Annotated in this window: 14 protein-coding genes; 5 read left to right on the top strand and 9 right to left on the bottom strand. The window is 38.7% G+C overall.

The genetic code is table 11. The annotated features are described in order from the left end of the window. Positions 1-92 precede the first annotated feature (92 nt). The 3 genes from MED134_RS08775 to MED134_RS08765 are packed head-to-tail and all read left to right on the top strand — an operon-like array spanning position 93 to position 2,119. A complete protein-coding gene (locus MED134_RS08775; RefSeq protein ID WP_038598024.1) occupies positions 93-794 on the top strand; it encodes a CoA transferase subunit A in 702 nt (233 codons plus the stop codon). 2 nt (positions 795-796) lie between these two features. After that, the gene (locus MED134_RS08770; protein WP_038598022.1) at positions 797-1,453 is read left to right on the top strand and encodes a CoA transferase subunit B; all 657 of its coding nucleotides are present in this window, start codon (positions 797-799) and stop codon (positions 1,451-1,453) included. Positions 1,454-1,456: 3 nt separating this feature from the next. Next, complete coding sequence (locus MED134_RS08765; RefSeq protein WP_038598020.1) at positions 1,457-2,119, top strand: hypothetical protein; 663 nt, start codon at positions 1,457-1,459, stop codon at positions 2,117-2,119. Positions 2,120-2,570: 451 nt separating this feature from the next. On the opposite strand, the gene MED134_RS08760 is transcribed toward MED134_RS08765, so the two are convergent. Further along, positions 2,571-4,259: an ABC transporter ATP-binding protein gene (locus tag MED134_RS08760; protein WP_038598018.1), complete on the bottom strand. Its 1,689-nt coding sequence runs from the start codon at positions 4,257-4,259 to the stop codon at positions 2,571-2,573. A 296-nt stretch (positions 4,260-4,555) separates the two neighbouring features. Between MED134_RS08760 and MED134_RS14740 the strand changes: the two genes are divergently transcribed. Then, the gene (locus tag MED134_RS14740; RefSeq protein WP_052084178.1) at positions 4,556-8,509 is read left to right on the top strand and encodes a M36 family metallopeptidase; all 3,954 of its coding nucleotides are present in this window, start codon (positions 4,556-4,558) and stop codon (positions 8,507-8,509) included. A 99-nt stretch (positions 8,510-8,608) separates the two neighbouring features. On the opposite strand, the gene MED134_RS08750 is transcribed toward MED134_RS14740, so the two are convergent. From MED134_RS08750 to MED134_RS08730, 5 genes are all read right to left on the bottom strand, one after another. Beyond that, the gene (locus tag MED134_RS08750) at positions 8,609-8,806 is read right to left on the bottom strand and encodes a GldL-related protein (RefSeq protein WP_035326085.1); all 198 of its coding nucleotides are present in this window, start codon (positions 8,804-8,806) and stop codon (positions 8,609-8,611) included. A 13-nt stretch (positions 8,807-8,819) separates the two neighbouring features. Next, a complete protein-coding gene (locus tag MED134_RS08745; RefSeq protein ID WP_035334986.1) occupies positions 8,820-9,536 on the bottom strand; it encodes a 3'-5' exonuclease in 717 nt (238 codons plus the stop codon). Continuing rightward, the gene (locus tag MED134_RS08740; RefSeq protein WP_084811651.1) at positions 9,533-11,284 is read right to left on the bottom strand and encodes a DUF4153 domain-containing protein; all 1,752 of its coding nucleotides are present in this window, start codon (positions 11,282-11,284) and stop codon (positions 9,533-9,535) included. Before MED134_RS08740 ends, MED134_RS08745 begins: the two co-directional genes overlap by 4 nt. 52 nt (positions 11,285-11,336) lie before the next feature. Then, a complete protein-coding gene (locus MED134_RS08735; RefSeq protein WP_038598013.1) occupies positions 11,337-12,485 on the bottom strand; it encodes a serine hydrolase domain-containing protein in 1,149 nt (382 codons plus the stop codon). Positions 12,486-12,564: 79 nt separating this feature from the next. Further along, the gene (locus MED134_RS08730; protein ID WP_038598010.1) at positions 12,565-13,038 is read right to left on the bottom strand and encodes a methylated-DNA--[protein]-cysteine S-methyltransferase; all 474 of its coding nucleotides are present in this window, start codon (positions 13,036-13,038) and stop codon (positions 12,565-12,567) included. A gap of 76 nt (positions 13,039-13,114) precedes the next feature. On the opposite strand from MED134_RS08730, the gene MED134_RS08725 reads away from it, so the two are divergent. Beyond that, on the top strand, positions 13,115-15,346 hold the full coding sequence (locus MED134_RS08725) for a response regulator (RefSeq protein ID WP_038598008.1): 2,232 nt from the start codon (positions 13,115-13,117) through the stop codon (positions 15,344-15,346). A 10-nt stretch (positions 15,347-15,356) separates the two neighbouring features. Here the strand turns inward: MED134_RS08725 and MED134_RS08720 are convergent, their stop codons facing one another. From MED134_RS08720 to hemB, 3 genes are all read right to left on the bottom strand, one after another. Beyond that, entirely contained in the window at positions 15,357-16,460 is a 1,104-nt protein-coding gene (locus MED134_RS08720; protein WP_038598006.1) for a CNNM domain-containing protein, read from the bottom strand. An 80-nt stretch (positions 16,461-16,540) separates the two neighbouring features. Further along, positions 16,541-16,990, bottom strand: coding sequence for a DUF3291 domain-containing protein (locus tag MED134_RS08715; RefSeq protein ID WP_038598004.1), 450 nt, complete (start codon positions 16,988-16,990; stop codon positions 16,541-16,543). Beyond that, on the bottom strand, positions 16,990-17,973 hold the full coding sequence (hemB, locus tag MED134_RS08710; RefSeq protein WP_038598002.1) for a porphobilinogen synthase: 984 nt from the start codon (positions 17,971-17,973) through the stop codon (positions 16,990-16,992). The genes MED134_RS08715 and hemB overlap by 1 nt, the downstream gene beginning before the upstream one ends. Positions 17,974-18,093 lie beyond the last annotated feature (120 nt).

Genomic DNA, 18,093 nt, shown 5'->3' with positions numbered 1-18,093 from the left:
CTTTTTTTGTAGATGCAAATTTAATAAGTACGCTTTCGCGAAAGCGTAATCAATTACAAAATCCGTATTTTTAATCATTCAAAACCAAGAATATGATAACAAAAGAAGTTGCCGGAGTAGATGCGGCTCTTGAAGGTGTAACTAGCAGTATGACGATGATGCTAGGAGGGTTTGGCCTGAGTGGTATTCCAGAAAACGCTATTGCAAAACTAGTAGAACTTAATGTAGATAATCTCACCTGTATATCAAATAATGCGGGAGTAGATGATTTTGGCCTAGGGTTGTTATTACAAAAGAAGCAGGTTAAAAAAATGATCTCTAGCTACGTGGGAGAAAACGCCGAGTTTGAACGCCAGATGCTTAGCGGAGAACTTGATGTAGAGTTAATACCTCAAGGTACACTTGCAGAGCGCTGTAGAGCTGCTCAAGCAGGCTTCCCAGCAATATACACACCAGCTGGTTATGGTACAGAAGTAGCAGAGGGTAAAGAGACAAGAGAGTTTGATGGAAAGATGTACGTGCTAGAGCACGCATTTAAGGCAGACTTTGCTTTTGTCAAAGCTTGGAAAGGTGATGCAGCGGGTAATCTTATTTTTAAAGGAACGGCACGTAATTTTAACCCTAATATGTGTGGAGCAGCAACCATCACTGTGGCCGAAGTTGAAGAACTTGTACCCGTAGGTGAGCTAGATCCTAACCAGATACATATACCAGGTATTTTTGTACAACGCATTTTTAAAGGAGAGACGTACGAGAAGAGAATAGAGCAACGCACGGTAAGAACAAGAGATTAATTATGGCATTAGATAAAAATCAAATCGCACAGCGCATCGCAAAAGAGGTGCAAAATGGATACTACGTAAACCTAGGTATAGGTATACCTACACTAGTTGCAAACTATGTACGTGATGATATAGAAGTAGAGTTTCAAAGTGAGAACGGAGTATTAGGTATGGGACCTTTCCCTTATGATGGAGAAGAGGATGCAGATATTATAAATGCCGGAAAACAAACCATTACAACACTGCCTGGCGCTAGTTTTTTTGACAGTGCAACCAGTTTTAGTATGATACGTGGTAAGCACGTAGACTTAACCATACTAGGAGCAATGGAAGTCGCCGAAAATGGAGATATAGCAAACTGGAAAATACCTGGTAAAATGGTAAAGGGTATGGGGGGCGCTATGGATCTTGTAGCAAGCGCAGAAAATATAATCGTTGCAATGATGCATACTAATAGAGCAGGCGCGTCTAAACTTCTTAAACGTTGCAGTCTTCCACTTACTGGAGTAGGTTGTGTAAAGAAGATAGTAAGTAATCTAGCTGTTCTTGAAGTAACACCAGACGGGTTTAAACTATTAGAACGCGCACCTGGAGTTTCTGTAGAAGAAATACAAGCAGCCACAGAGGGAACACTTATTATAGATGGTGATGTGCCAGAGATGCAGCTGTAACTAATGATTATCTATGACCTAAATAATAAACCTCACACTTATACGTACGTGGTAGATAGAGACTACCAGGGTTTAAGTGATAGGTTTTTAAAAAATACGTATAAAGCACTTGATTTTCTTTACAAAACAAATGCGCTTACCATTACATATAAAGATGATGGTGTTGTGAAAACACTTGATATTATAGATGTGCTCGTTGCTGATGTGGTAAATGGCATTAATATCGTGTACTCAGAGCGCAAGAACTATTACAGGCCGTCTACAAATACGGTGGGATTTTATGATACACACGGTATCATATTTAGAAAAAATCATCGTAAGCGATGGTTTTCAAAAAATAAGGGGTACAATTCTCCTATGGCTGTACTTGCGCACGAGCTTATACACTGCTATAATGAACTGTTTGAAACAGAAGATTATAAAGCTAGAAAACTGAATATTACGTCTCGAAAGAAAAAAATAGACAGTGCGGGTAACGACATCTCATATCCTAATAAAGAGGAGGAGTTTGTCATAAGAATGACAAACCAAGTTGTAAAAAGATTAGGTGAAGATAAAAGGTCTAATTATGGAAGAAGTTATTACGAAGTAGAAGAGGTTACAGATACTCGAAAGAAAGGAAAACGAAAAAACGGAAGAATCTCACAAATATTTAACCACTCTTAGAGTGGTTTTTTTATGAAAACACACCTGCATTAATTTTGAAGATTTCGATAAAAAGTCGATTAAAAACTTAATTATTCGATGAAATACACAAAACATTAACATTTGATGATTATTTCTACTGTTTTGGTTGTTGTCTATTTATAATATTATCTTACATTTACATTCCCAAATCAAGTAATTGATTCCGATGAAGTGTAAAGTATATTCGATAATCTACATTTCACTTCATTATATAGTATAGCTTAAACGTATAAGAGTGTTTTGAGTTATGATTTGTTAGAAATCCGCGGGGGGAGCCCTGCGGATTTTGTTTTAATCCCTATTTGACGCAAGAATGAAAAAAATTACAAACTCAGCCAGACAACTCGCAACTGGAGTTCAAAATACTTTCTATTTTACATCAAACTGTATAAAACTAGCAAGAAAGGTCTTTATGATATAATCATAGTGACTAGATGCCTTTAGGTATAGCACCTATTAATCGCTTAGTGTAGGCCTTTATGGGGTTTTTATAAATTGCATCTGCATCTCCTATTTCTTCTATTTTACCATTATTCATAACCACAAGTTGGTCAGACATATATTTTACTACTGCGAGATCGTGAGAAATAAAAATATAAGTAAACCCAAAGTCCTTTTTGAGCTCATTAAGTAAATTGAGTACTTGCGCTTGTACAGAGATATCTAGCGCGCTTACAGACTCATCACACACAATAAGTTTTGGATTTACAGCTATGGTACGTGCAATCCCTATGCGCTGGCGCTGTCCTCCAGAAAACTCGTGTGGGTATCTATTATAGTGTTCTTTCTCAAGGCCTACACGTTCTAATAGTTGCATCACTCGCTCTTTACGCTCCTTTGTCGAGGCATATAGTTTGTGCACTTCCATAGGTTCTATAATAGCTTGACCCACGGTAAGCCTAGGGTTTAGAGAAGCAAATGGATCTTGAAAAATGATTTGCACTTCTTTACGTAAACTACGTAGCGCTTTGCCACGTAAACGTGTAATGTCTGTTCCTTTATATAAAATATGACCTGCGGTTGCTCGGTCCAGTTGCAAGATCGCATTCCCTAGCGTAGACTTTCCACATCCAGACTCACCTACTAGACCTAGCGTTTCTCCTTCGTAGATTTTAAAAGTAACATCATCTACTGCTTTAAAGCCCTCAGCTTTGGTAAAGATGCCACTATTAGAAAAATAAGTTTTTTCTACATTGTGAACTTCTAGAAGTGGAGGTTGCTCATAAAGCTCTTTAAGATGTGCAAATCGTTCATCTGCTGTTTCTACTTGAGATAGTGTTTTATTATCGAGGTAATCTTGTATTGTGGGAAGCTTTTTAAGTCGCTCGTCAAGTGAAGGTCTTGCGCTTAGTAATGCTTTTGTGTATTGATGTTGAGGTGACTTAAAGAGTTGTTGTGCTTCTGCAGTTTCTACTATATCACCTTTGTACATTACAAGTACGCGATCTGCAATATCACTTACTAGCGATAAGTCGTGAGATATAAAAATCACACTCATCTCGGTTTCTTGTTGTAGCTGTTTAAGAAGTAAAATAATTTCCTTTTGTACGGTGACATCTAGTGCCGTCGTAGGCTCATCTGCAATGAGAATTTTAGGCTTACAAGCAATGGCCATTGCAATCATTACTCGTTGTTTTTGGCCTCCAGAAATTTCGTGAGGATAAGCCTCATAAATTTTTGATACTGTAGGGAGTTTTACTTTTTCAAATAAAGCTAGTACTTCGTCTTTTATACGCTTTCGCGAAAGCGTAGTATGCCTTCTTAAAATCTCCGCTACTTGATCTCCGCAGCGCATAGAAGGATTAAGGCTGCTCATAGGCTCTTGAAAAATCATAGAGATTTCATTCCCTCGTATGGTTTGAAAATCCTTTTCAGAAAGTGTGGTTAGTGATTGCCCATTAAATGAGATAAGCCCCTCTATGTGAGTATGTTTTTTAGGAAGTAAACCTAAAATGGCTAGTGAAGAAACACTTTTTCCAGAACCAGATTCTCCTACAATGGCAAGTATCTCATTACGGTATAAATCAAAAGAGATACCGTGTATCACTTCATTGACCTCTCCTTGCTGTCGAAAAGATAGATGAAGCTGTTTTACAGAAAGAAGTTCTTGAGATTGCATAACTCAAAAATACGTTTTTTAAATACCAGATTGCATATGAGATTATAGTGAGTGCGTTTGAGCATTATTATACAAATGTGAAATCTTTAATTTTTGTTGAGCAATAAGTTAATTAAGGTAGAACATAGCTTAAATATTAATTTTTTGTTAAAAAAAATTGTGTAGTTCATCGAAAAGATTACGATTTCTTTAAAGATTTCACGTTATTTACTATCCAAATACAAAGTTTTGATTAAAAAATTATAAATAATCCGTTTTTAATCAATCTTCTCCAACATTAATTAAATAATCAACTTATGAAAAAATTGTACTCTTTTGTCCTACTGGTACTCCTAGCAGGATTGACAGCAATTGCTCAAAATGTAGATGGCGTAGTCCAAAAATATTTGAGCGGAAATGCAGAAGAAGTAGGTCTAAAATCTACAGACGTTGCACAATGGGAAATAACAGATATTGTCCCATCACTTAACCCCGAGATACAGCACGTTTACGTACAGCAAAAGTATCAAGGAGTTCCAATCCAAAACGGAACATATAAGCTTACTGTAAAAAATGGACAGGTAACTTATGAGATTAACCAGTTTGTTAAAGACATAGCAGAAAAAAGCGCAGGCAGCACAGCTAGCTTATCTCCAGAAAATGCGATACAAAAAGTGGTACAGCATCATAAGATGCAAGCACCTCACAATCTTTCTGTAACAAAATCTAGTGGTAACACTTTTGAGTATGCAAACTCAGGTATAAGTATAGAGCCTATTAAAGTAGAAAAGCGATACCTATCTGTAGGAAACAAATTACACCTTACTTGGAATGTATCAATCTATCAACTAGATGCTCAACACTGGTGGAATGTAAATGTAGATGCCGCTACAGGTGAGATATTAAAAACCGAAGATTGGGTAGTGTCTTGCTCTTGGGAAGATCCAAACCACAGCGAGCACAATCATACTAATTCTAATGTAAAAGAAGATGCTATTTACGGTCCGCTAAAAGCTAGCTCTGCAGCTGCAGTAGTAGGTGGAGGCTCTTATAATGTGTATCCGCTAGGTATAGAAAGCCCTAGTCACGGTAACCGCGCGATAGTAACAGATCCAGCTGTGGCAAATGCTTCACCATACGGGTGGCACGATACAAACGGTTCTGCAGGAGCAGAGTTTACTACTACAAGAGGAAATAACGTTCTAGCTCAAGATGATACAAATGGTAACAATGGTTCTGGAACAAGTCCTAATGGTGGTAGTGCTCTTAACTTTGACTTTGCACTTAATTTAAATAATACCCCATCTACATTTTTACCAGCAGCAACTACAAACCTTTTTTACTGGAATAATATTATGCACGATGTGTGGTACCAGTATGGGTTTACAGAGGCAGCAGGTAACTTTCAAGAAAATAACTATGGTAAAGGTGGTATAGGAAGCGATTCTGTAAATGCAGATGCCCAAGATGGTAGTGGTACAAATAACGCAAACTTTGCCACACCACCAGATGGAAGTAACCCGAGAATGCAAATGTTCTTATTTACAAATCCTACTCGTGATGGAGATTTTGACAACGTGATTATTGCCCACGAGTACGGCCACGGTATTTCTACACGTCTTGTAGGAGGTCCAAGCACAAATGCCTTAGGGGGTAGTGAGCAAATGGGTGAAGGATGGTCAGACTGGTTAGGTCTAGTTATGACTATACGCCCAGGAGATACTAGAGATACTGCTAGAGGGGTAGGTACATATGCTATAGGGCAGCCTACTACAGGAGCAGGTATTAGACCTACGAGATATGCTACAGATCTTGCTGTAAATGGTACAACTTATAATGATGTTAGTAGCCTTGTAGTACCTCACGGTGTTGGGTATGGTTTTGCAACGATACTATGGGATATGACTTGGGATCTTATAGATCTGGAGGGGTATGATAATGATCAGTATAATGGTACAGGTGGTAACAATATCGCAATGGCTCTTGTTATAGAAGGTCTTAAGAATACGGCAAATAACCCAGGATATGTTTCTGGACGTGACGGAATATTACAAGCAGATCAAGATCTTTATGGAGGACAGTACAACTGTTTAATATGGGACGCTTTTGCAAGAAGAGGTGTAGGTGTAGATGCTGTAGAAAATAGTAATGGTGGTACAAATACTAATACAGATCAAATTGCTTCATTTACAAGTGGTTGTTCTGGACCACCACCACCAGCATCTTGTAACTCTACTGTAAGCTCTTTCCCATATTCTGAAGGTTTTGAAAATACATTAGGAGCTTGGTCACAAGACACATCAGATGATTTTGACTGGACAGTTCGTACAGGAGGAACACCTTCTAACAGTACAGGACCTTCTGGAGCAAATGAAGGATCATATTATATTTATGTAGAAGCATCTAGTCCTAACTTTGGGAGTAAGACTACTACAATAAACTCACCTTGTTTTAACCTTGCAGGAGTAAATGCTGCGGAGGCTACTTTTAGTTACCAGATGACAGGTAACTCAGTAGGTACAGTGAGACTAGAAGCTAGAGATGATAGCTCACAAACGTGGACAGAGTTATGGTCACTAAGTGGAGATCAAGGAGCAGCTTGGCAAGATGCAACGGTAAGCCTTGCGGCATATGATGCCTCGACACAATTAAGATTTAGAGCAACAACATCTGCCTCTTGGCAAGGTGATATTGCTATAGATGGATTTGCTATAGAAGGTACTGCTCCGGCAGATACGCAAGCTCCTACAGCTCCTACAAGTCTTGTTGTTACAGATGTGACAACCTCTAGTGTTGCATTATCTTGGAACGCTTCTACAGATAATATAGGTGTTGTTGCTTATGATGTATACCAAGGGTCTAATAACCTAGGAGAAGTTACAGTGACTACTGCAAATGTTACTGGTCTTGCAGAGGGAACTACTTACCAGTTTACTGTAAGAGCAAAAGACGAGGCAGGTAATGTTTCTGGAGCGAGTAATACGGCAACAGCCACTACAGAGACTACTACAGTTCCATCGGGTTGTACAGCAACCGCTGGAGCAGGATATAGTGAAAGTTTTGAAGCTGGACTTGGTCAATGGACTCAAGATAGCAGTGATGATATAAACTGGACACGTGATGCATCTGGAACACCTTCTAGTGGTACAGGACCATCCTCTGGATCACAAGGATCTTTCTATATGTTTGTAGAAGCATCTGGTAACGGTACAGGATACCCAAACAAGAGAGCGATATTAAACTCTCCTTGTTTTGATTTATCTACAGAGACAGAGGCAAACTTTACATTTGATTATCATATGTATGGTTCGACAAATGGAGGTCAAGTAGATCTAGAAGCGAGTGCAGACGGTGGTACTACCTGGACAAGCCTATGGAACCAGACAGGAAACCAAGGCAACCAGTGGAATGCAGTTACCGTGAGCTTAGATGCTTATACGGGAGGTACAGTTCAGTTACGTTTTAACCGTATTACAGGTAGTACGTGGCAGTCTGATGTTGCAATAGATAATGTTGCTCTTACTGCTGGAGGCGGAGGAGATGACACCACAACTCCACCTACAGGATACTGTGCAGCAAACGGTAATAACAGTACAGAAGAGTATATCGCACGTGTACAGATAGGAAGCATAGATAATGCCTCTGGTAGAAATGCTGCCGGATACCAAGACTTTACAAATATCTCAACAGCCTTAAGTGGTAGTGCTACAATCACTATAACACCAGAGTGGCCAGGAAGCACTTACAGTGAAGGTTATGCTGTTTTTGTAGACTGGAATCGTGATGGTGACTTTACAGACGCAGGAGAAACGGCTCTTACCATTTCTGCAACGCAGGCTACACCGGTAAGTGGTACTATCACAGTACCTTCTGGAGCAGCTCAAGGAGCTACTCGTATGAGAGTGGTTATGAGATATAACGCTGTGCCAGCTGCTTGTGGAAGCTTTAACTATGGAGAGGTAGAAGACTACATTGTAAATGTATCAAGTAGTGCAGCCTTTGGTGGAGATATAGAAGGTGATACGGCATTTACAGACTTTGGAAAAGGAGACTTCTCAATCTTCCCTAATCCGGTTACTCGTGGGGAATTAAATATAAGCTTACAAGGAGCAGAAGCAACCTCTGTAACTATATTTAACCTTCTAGGTCAAGCGGTTCATAAAGGTAATTTTGAAAACACAATTGATGTGTCGAGACTTGAAGCTGGCGTTTATGTCATTCAAGTAGAGACTGAAGGTTCAAAAATGATTAAACGCTTTATCAAAAAGTAAGGCCCGTCATTTATAAACATAAGAAATCCCGACTTCAGATGAGGTCGGGATTTTTTTTTGTTGTTATTACGCTTTCGCGAAAGCGTAAATAAAGCAATACTATTTATTTAAGAAGTTCTTAAACTCTTTGTTAGTAAAGAGTTTCCAGATGCCCAAAAAGCCAGCGATAACTTGTAAGAAGGTCCCAGCGGTTAATAATTCTGGAGCTCCTGGCCAGTGCATAATTTTAAATAATGCACCCAGAACAGTACAGATTAACCCTAAAATAAAAAGAGCGAGTATATGTTTTACTTTCATAACTATGGATTTTTTAAACCGATATTATTTCATCTTCATCTAGTAAGCGCTCGTTGCGTAGCTTGAGTAAAATTTGAGCAACGGCAACGGTGTCTTTCTCACAATATACGACTATGCGGTCTATGTCATTTTCTTCATAATACACCTGGCGCACCTGGCTGCCGTCTATATCATCTTTTGGAGAAGGTATTCCCAAAATTTTGGTCATAAGCTTGAGAGAGGTGTAGTGTTTATAGTCTCCAAACTTCCATAAATCTAGGGTGTCTATATGAGGTATCTCCCAAGGTTTTTTGCCAAAAAGATTAAGCTTTTGTGGTAGCGTAACTCCATTTATAATCATACGTCGCGCGATATACGGGAAGTCAAACTCTTTACCATTATGCGCACAGAGTAAGTGCTCACGGCGGTTAAAATGATCTTCAAGTAGGTTTTTAAACTCATTAAGTAGCTTGGTCTCATCATCACCAAAAAAGGAGGTGGTTCTAAAGCGTTTACCATCTGTACTGGTATTAAAATAGCCTACAGAGATACACACTATTTTTCCAAATTCTGCCCAGATGCCGGCACGCTCGTAATAGTCTTCTGGTGTAAACTCATCCTTGCGTAGGTATCTTGTTTTATCTGCATAAAGTGCCTTTTCTACATCGTCTAGATCAGAAAAATCTGGATGTTGAGGTACTGTCTCAATATCCAAAAAAAGGATATGTTCTAGTTGAAGCCTTTGTATCATTTTTTTACTTTTAAAAGTATACTACCACTCGCATAATTTATAATACGTTGACCACCACCATCAACCTTTAAATTTATGGAGTTGAATATTATTTTTACATCCACAAGATCATTTGTTTTACGGAGTGTAAGTTTATCTCGGTCGTTAATGGGTTTATTTATATCCTCACCTTCTAGTTGCTTTAAAAATGCCTGTGTGGGTATCGTGAGTGCTGTGCTGTCTTGTGTTGTGATAAGAATTTCTTTCCCATTAAGCATCATAGAAAAGCCTTCTTCTATATATTCTGACTGACCGTTGAGGTTAAAGTGAAAGTCCTGCTTCCAGTCATAGCCACGTATATCATATGCTGTAATAGAGGCGTTATTAAAGTGTATGCTTTTTTTCTCTAGATCACGTGATTTTATAGGGTAGCCTAAGTCTTTTAAAATATAGTTAGACAACTTCCAGGTAGTTACATCGGTATGTTTTTCTACCGGGTTGTAACCTATGATGGGTTTTAGATCTTCTGCGGCATCGTGTTCTACGAGGTACCTTGTGATAGATGAAAATCTTCTATAAGCTACGGGGTCTGAGTTTTCTTTATTTTCCGCTTTCGCGAAAGCGGTATACATCTTTTCAAATTCATCTATCTGGCTGCGTTTACTCACAGAGAAGGCTCCCCAAAACCCAAAAGTGCTCAATAAACCCATAACCGCAAGAGCCATAGGTAAAAACCGAAGTTGCTGCTTGCGACTGAAGAGCAAGTAAAGCGTAGCGCCTGTTATAAAAATTGCAATTACAATAAGAAAATATCGCGGTTCTGTGATGCCGTAATCTGATACTCTTTTATAAATCGCAGCATAAAACAAGATGAGCAAGGGTAGCAATAACCAGTATGCTAGCGGCTGAAAGTTTTTAAAAACCCTAGAGGTATGAGTTGCTTTTAATGGGTGAATAATAAACTGAATGATAAATAGAAGCCCAGCAAGTGCGATAATAAGGTAGCTCACCCAGCCCTTAGGTAATTCCCACTGTATACAAATTTTAAGAGCATAGGCATACAGTATCGTGATATAGAGAGCGGCAAGCGGTATGAGTATAAACTTTACGAAGACTTCAATAGCTTTATGAAAGTGTAGATGTATGTTATGTTGTATCTCTTTAGGAAAATCTGAAAGGTATACCCACGTATTTATGATTCCTAAACACAGGAGGAATAACTGGAAGTAGCGCCTACCATTTATTTTCACATCAAAAAGGTACTCTATGGCTAGCAACGCAAGTACAATACCTAAATAAAACACTCCAGAAAACAAGGCACTCCTGGCAATAGCCATAAGCATATCTGCCAGATAATTCCAGTAGGCTTTAGGGTGCCATACAGTAATAAAAGGAGCAAAGAGTAACGCTAGATGACCTACTATAAGTAGTACAAAACACCTTATATATGGGGTCTCATTATTTTGAAAGTCATAGTCAGGTAATGTAAAATAGAATGCAACAAGGAGTAATATGATAATAACTTTAATCCACCAGAGTCCTTTCCTTTTAAACTGCTCAATGTAAAACTGAGTTCCTATAAGCCAGCTCACACCTAATACCGCTGTTAGTGAGATGTTGTTGTAGGTTTCAAAAATGTCATCTATATCTCTTTCGGCAAGTACTACTAGCAGTAGTGTAAATAATATAACCCAGATGAGTGTCACCGGAAATCTCTTAAAAGCAGCGAGTGCTTTAATCATAAATTCTGAAGGGGAAAATAATCGCATTGATTGATGATTGAATGTATTGAAAAATACAATAAATTAATAGAACTCTATACTAATCAACGTTTTGAGTCATTTCGTACCCTGCGTCTATGTAATCATAAAAGTCTTGAGTAAAGGGTTTTCCTTCTACCCAGTCACCACGATGGTGCCCTAGTCTTACAATGATAAGATTGTCTTCTGGTATGGTAATTACATATTGCCCTAGTATGCCTCGCATTGCAAATATTTTTTTATCGCGATAGTTACTTAGCCAGAAGCCGTATCCATACTCTGTATCTTTAGCAAAGCGTGGTTGTATGCTGGTTGTCACAAAATCTTCGGGAAGTAATCTTTTGTCATTCCAAGAGCCACCATCTTTATAGAGTTTTCCAAAACGGGCAAAGTCTCTAGCATTACTTGCTATACAGCAATAGGTTTTTGCAAGCTTGTTATTATCATCATCTAGCTGCCATAGTGCTTCTTGCTCCATTTCCATAGGTTTCCAGAAGCTGTCTGATAGGTATTGCGGGAGCGGTAAGCCACTAGCTTTCTGTATCACCATACCTAGCAGTTGTGTGTTGCCAGAGAGATATTTAAAAGATTGACCGGGTTGTTCTGTAACCTTGAGATTTAAAATAGTTTCGGCAAGGTCATCATCATAATAAGAACGCGCTGTGAGGCTAAAGGGGCTAGAGTAACTCTCATCCCAGTTAAGACCAGAAGCCATAGAGGAGAGATCTCCCACAGTCATACCAGAACCAGCAAATTCTATAAAAAAATCACTCACCGGTTGATCTAGTGATTTTATATAGCCGTCTTGTATTGCCTTACCTAGTAACGCGCTGGTAATACTCTTTGCCATAGAGAACGAGTTAGTCTTGCTGTTCTTGCTATAGCCCGTTGCATAGTCTTCATATAAAATACTGTCATTTTTAATAATTAAAAAGGCAATAGTCTCAAGCTCACTATTAATAGAAGATAGACGCTCTGTAGGTACGACGTTCTTATATTGCTTATGTTTTGGCCAGGTCTGTGGGGTGCTAGTTTCAATAGTTGCGTTATCAAAATAATCATAGTCGTCTATAAAAGCCGTAGTATGGCCAGTCATATATACCACGCGCACACCTTTTAAAATGTAGTCATAGTCTGTGATGTAAAGAGCCGCTATAATGATAACAATAAAAAAAAGTAAGCCTTTAAAAAAATTTTTTAGATACCTCATTTTGTAAAGATTGATATTTTAAAAGTATTATTTTTTTGCTTTCGCGAAAGAGTTACTCACCTATTAATAAAAGCCTGATCTAAAATAAAGAACCTTGAGTCACGGGGCTTTCGTGTTCTAATAGCCACTTCTTGCGGTGTAGTCCTCCTGCGTAGCCCGTAAGAGAGCCATCACTACCTATCACGCGATGACAAGGGATGATGATAGAAATAGGATTTTTACCATTTGCGCTGGCTGCTGCGCGTATTACCTTTGGGTCACCCAGTTGTTTTGCCATAGCGAGATAGGTCGTAGTCTTACCGTGAGGGATGGTGCAAAGTTCCATCCAGACCTTTTGCTGAAAAGTAGTTCCCTTAGGGGTAAGAGAGAGATCAAAATGACTCCGCTCTCCTGCAAAGTATTCTTTAAGTTGTTTTACAGCCTCTTGAAGATCGTCTGGGATTACTTTTGTAATCGCTCGACCGTCTTCTATAAACGTTGCAGCACAAAGTCCTTCTTGAGTTCCTTTTAATGATAATAAACCTAGGGGTGTTGATATAATAGCTGCTTCCATATTTTCAAATATAGGGATTAAGTATGTTGTATATTGTGCTGTAAGTCAGTACATTTGACGGCTTTAAGGCAGGTGTATGCGTCTATTGATATTGTTTATAATCCCTATTATACTATTATCTAGCCATCTAGTCTATGGGCAAGATAATGCACTTGTTCTAGACGAAGGTAGTGTGTATACAATAGATGTGGCTCAAGAGCAGCATAAAAGAAAGGAATATACCAGCGCCATTAAAACGCTAGATACATTACTTAACTCTCCGCTGGTAGAAGAAGATGTAAAAGTGCAATTTCAAGGGTACACTTTACTAGGCGACATTTATCTCACACTCAAAGATACACCTAGTGCTCACGAAGCTTTTGAACGAGCTTTAACAATGGCACAAAAGTCAAAAAACGACACGTTACTTGCTATTTCTCACAGCAATCTAGGTAAGACCTATAGTATTTACCCCGAATTTGAAGAAAGGGCAACAGCTCTATTTAAAAAAAGTATAGATGCCTATACAAAGCTCAACTTGAGAGATATGGCACTACAGTCGTATATAGACTTAAGCCGTATGCATCTCGCTCAAGATAATATTGCAAAGGCGTATCCTGCGCTTATGGAAGCAAAAATGATGAGCCTTAGAGATACTCAAAATTATAAACCTAGAGCGCAAATACTTACGTTACTCGGGAAGTACTACATAGCCAAAGACAAAAGAACCCTAGCCGAAGAAGCTTTGCTAGAAGCCATAGATATCTCTTTTGAGCAAGAGCTCATTGCCGAAGAGGAGGAGGCACAGCATCAAATAGCAAGACTCTATGAAAAAGATGAAAAATTTGAGGCTGCCTACTACCACTCACAAAGGCAATTATTACTGGCAAACCAACTGTACAAAATACAAACGCAGCAAGAAATAAGACAAGCAAGTGCTCAGTTTGATTATAGAGCAAATAAGCGCGAACTAGAAATTACTAAAAAAGAAAAAAGCCTTACAGATATACTCGCCGCAAGTTCTCGCAAGGCAAATACAGTCCTCATTGTGGCTTCCTCCTTGCTGTTTTTAGGGCTTTTTATCATTTTCACAATGTATAAATCTCGTAAAAACTATAGTGATCGCTTACGCGAAAAAAACATAGAACTCACAAAAGCAAAAAACGAAGCCGAACAGCTCTCTAAGCTCAAAACACAATTTTTTTCAACCATAAGCCACGAGTTACGCACACCGCTTTATGGAGTAATAGGTATAGCAACCATCTTACTAGAGGATAAAAAAATTAAGACCCATCGTGATGACTTAAAGTCGCTTAAGTTTTCGGCAGATTATTTACTTGCTCTCATAAATGATGTGCTCCTTATGAGTAAGATGGAGGCAAAAGATATAAAACTTGAGCACGCACCTTTTAAACTCACTACTTTATTACATAGCATTACACGCTCATTTGAGTTTAGCCTTGAGCAAAACAACAATAAACTTCATTTACATATTGACCCAGAGGTGCCTAACGAGCTTCAAGGAGATTCTGTAAGGCTTTCTCAAATACTAATGAACCTTATAGGTAATGCCATAAAGTTTAATGAAAATGGCAATATCTGGGTAAATATACATCAGCAAGCTCGCACAAATGATGGGAGTCATAGCATCTTGTTTGTAGTAAAAGATGATGGTATAGGAATCCCTAAAAGCAGTCAGGCAACTATTTTTGAAGAGTTTACTCAGATTGAGAATAAAAATTATAATTACCAAGGTACAGGCTTAGGTTTGCCTATTGTAAAAAAGCTACTCGCATTATATAACAGTGAGGTTGTACTAGAAAGTGATGAGGGTCAAGGAGCAACCTTCTCATTTGTCATAAAATTTAAAAAACCTAAGAGCACAGCGTTACCTCGTCAAGTTATTACATCAAATGAGTTGTTAGAGACAGAGAGTGTACACACACTACAAGATGCTCATATTCTTGTGGTAGATGATAACCGTATTAATCAAAAAATTACTCAAAAACTTCTTGAGAGCAAAGGTTTATTGTGTAGTCTAGCTAGTGATGGTGAAGAGGCCGTAGAGATGGCAAAAAATCAAGAATATAGCCTTATACTTATGGATATCCATATGCCTAAAAAAGATGGTATACAGGCCACAAAAGAAATTAGAACGTTTGATAAGTCTACACCTATAGTTGCTTTAACAGCGGTAGAGATACAAGAGATAAGACATAAAATTTATAAAGCAGGAATGGATGACATTCTAGTAAAACCTTATGATGTATCCCTGTTTTTAAGCGTGCTAGTACGTAATATTAAAAACAAGCATATCGTAACCGCATAAAGTGGCTGGGTTACTCGCTTTTAGGGCTATTCTCATCATAAAGGCCTAGAGCTTTGGCTCTTTTTTGCCAGTTGCGACGGGCTAGCGTTTGCAAGTCTGCTACACTATCACTTTCATCCATAATTTCTAGTCCAAGAAGAGTTTCTATCACATCTTCCATTGTAACCAGACCACTCATAGTACCATACTCATCTACCACTAGGGCAATGTGATTTTTTGTAGAAATAAGTTCTTCAAAAAGATCTGGAATAGGCAAATTACGTTTTGTTATTAAAATAGGACGTTCTATCTCTTTAAGAGTTGTTGTGTGATTATCTAGTGCCATCTCACGGTATACCTCGCTCTTTAAAACAATACCAGTGATGTGATCACGTGTTCCTTCAAAAATTGGAATTCTAGAAAAACGCAGCGATTGGTTTTCTTCAAAAAAGTCTGCAACGGTGGTATTTGCATCTGCCATTTTAATAACCGTACGTGGCGTCATAATATCCTTAGTAAGTACCTCTTTAAAGGTAAGAAGGTTATTAAGAATTTTAGATTCACTTTCTTCAAAAACGCCATCTTCACCCGCCATTTGTGCCATTGCAGTAAAGTCCTCACGGCTTAGCACACTCTCGTGATGACCACCGCCACCTACCATACGAGTAAAAAGTTGTAGCAACCATAACACTCCTGTGTACTTTAAAAGTAGCACCATTATCTTAAGTGTCTTTGCAGAGAAGTTTGCTAGAGATTTCCAAAATTTTGCACCTATAGTTTTAGGTATAATCTCACTAGCAATTAAGATAAGTAAGGTCATTATTGCAGAGACAAAACCAAGAAAATTAATCTCTGTAAAGCCTAAGTTTATAACAAACTCGGGATATAAATCTGCAGCTACAGTACCTACCATCATTGCACCTACGGTGTGTGCAAGTGTGTTTAAGGTAAGGATTGCAATAAGCGGTTTATCTACATCTTTTTTAAGTTCTTCAAGAGTTTCGGCGTAGGCTTTTCCTTCGTTTTTCTTGATGTTTATGAACGTAGGTGTCACGCTTAGAAGTACAGCTTCAAGTATAGAACACAAGAATGAAAAAAATATCGAAATCGTTGCCCAAAGTAAAAGTTGACCCATAGTTAGTTTGCTATTTATGTAAATGTATGGAAAAAGAGAGTATAGTAGAAGTGCTTTTACGCTTTCGCGAAAGCGTAATTTTACTCATACTTCTCATAAACCTCTTTAAAAGTAAATGCTTCTTTGCTTGCGCCGTGCTTTTGTAAGAACTCGAGCTTCTCTAGTCCTTCTTGCACTGTAGGTGTTGTACCTGCCTTAATCCACCAGAGTACGTAGTGTGCCGTTCCGTATTTTTGGAACCACTCTTTCTGGCGTTTCATAATCGCACTGTGGAAGGTTTTATAGGTGAATTCTCTTAGTGACGCCACATCTTCCCACACAGAAAAATTAATAAGCACCTGCTCATCGTTAAGCGCATTAGTGACTGGTGTAGCTTCGGTATCTATAATGTCACGCCATATAAACCCTGGCGAACTTTCGGCTAGCTCATTTACACGGTCTGTATTATCTCTAAAGTCCTTCATCTCTGGATCTTCTATAGAGACACCCTTCATACGGGCTACATTGAGCTGTGCAAGGTGATATGCCATTACCCGAGTAACTTTACCACATCTTTTGCAAAGTAGCTAGCTATTACTTGTGCTCCTGCTCTTTTTATAGCTGTGATTTGTTCCATCATCACGCTATCGTGATTTAGCCATCCTTTTTCGGCAGCGGCTTTGAGCATTGCATACTCACCACTTACTTGGTAAACGGCTATCGGTACATTTACAACTTCTCGTAAATCACGTACAATATCTAGGTAACATAGTCCTGGTTTTACCATCACGATATCTGCACCTTCTTCTATATCCATCAGGGTTTCTTTAATCGCTTCGTCACGATTTGCAAAGTCCATCTGGTATGTTTTTTTATCTTTTGGAATATCTTTTAAGTCTACGGGGGCACTGTCTAGAGCATCACGAAAAGGACCGTAAAATGAGCTTGCATACTTTGCGCTATAACTCATAATACCGGTGTTATAAAAACCTTCGTCTTCTAGCAAGGTGCGCATTTCAAAAATGCGGCCATCCATCATATCGCTTGGTGCAAGTACATCTGCTCCTGCACGAGCGTGACTCAATCCCATCTCGGCAAGTATGGCTGTGGTGTCATCATTTACAATCTCACCATTACCTACCACACCATCGTGGCCAAATTTTGAGTAAGGATCTAGTGCAACATCTGTCATAACCAGCATATCTGGACAGGCGTCTTTTACGGTTTTTATAGCACGTTGCATTAGGCCGTCTGCATTAAGCGCTTCGGTACCAGAGTTGTCTTTTAAGCTATCTGGTACTTTTACAAACAGAAGTACGGCTTTAAGTCCCATTGCCCAGAGCTCTTTTACCTCTTTAGTAAGCAGGTCAAGACTGTAGCGATAATAATCTGGCATAGAGTCTATCTCTTGCTTTATCCCTTTTCCTTCTACCACAAAAAGCGGTACAAGAAAATCATTTGGAGTGATATAGGTCTCTCTTACTAGTGAGCGCATAGCCTCACTGCTACGTAGTCTTCGGTTTCTTATAAGCATCGTTCTATCTTCTATGTGTTGAGGTAAATAGGTGTGTGATTTTAAATAAATCTGGTTTCAATATCTATCTAAACCTCGTATTTTGCATTACAAATTTACCAATTTAAACATCGCCTTCCT

It is taken from the genome of Dokdonia sp. MED134 (assembly GCF_000152925.2).
Lineage (GTDB): Bacteria > Bacteroidota > Bacteroidia > Flavobacteriales > Flavobacteriaceae > Dokdonia.
This window is presented reverse-complemented; position numbering and strand designations above follow the sequence as displayed.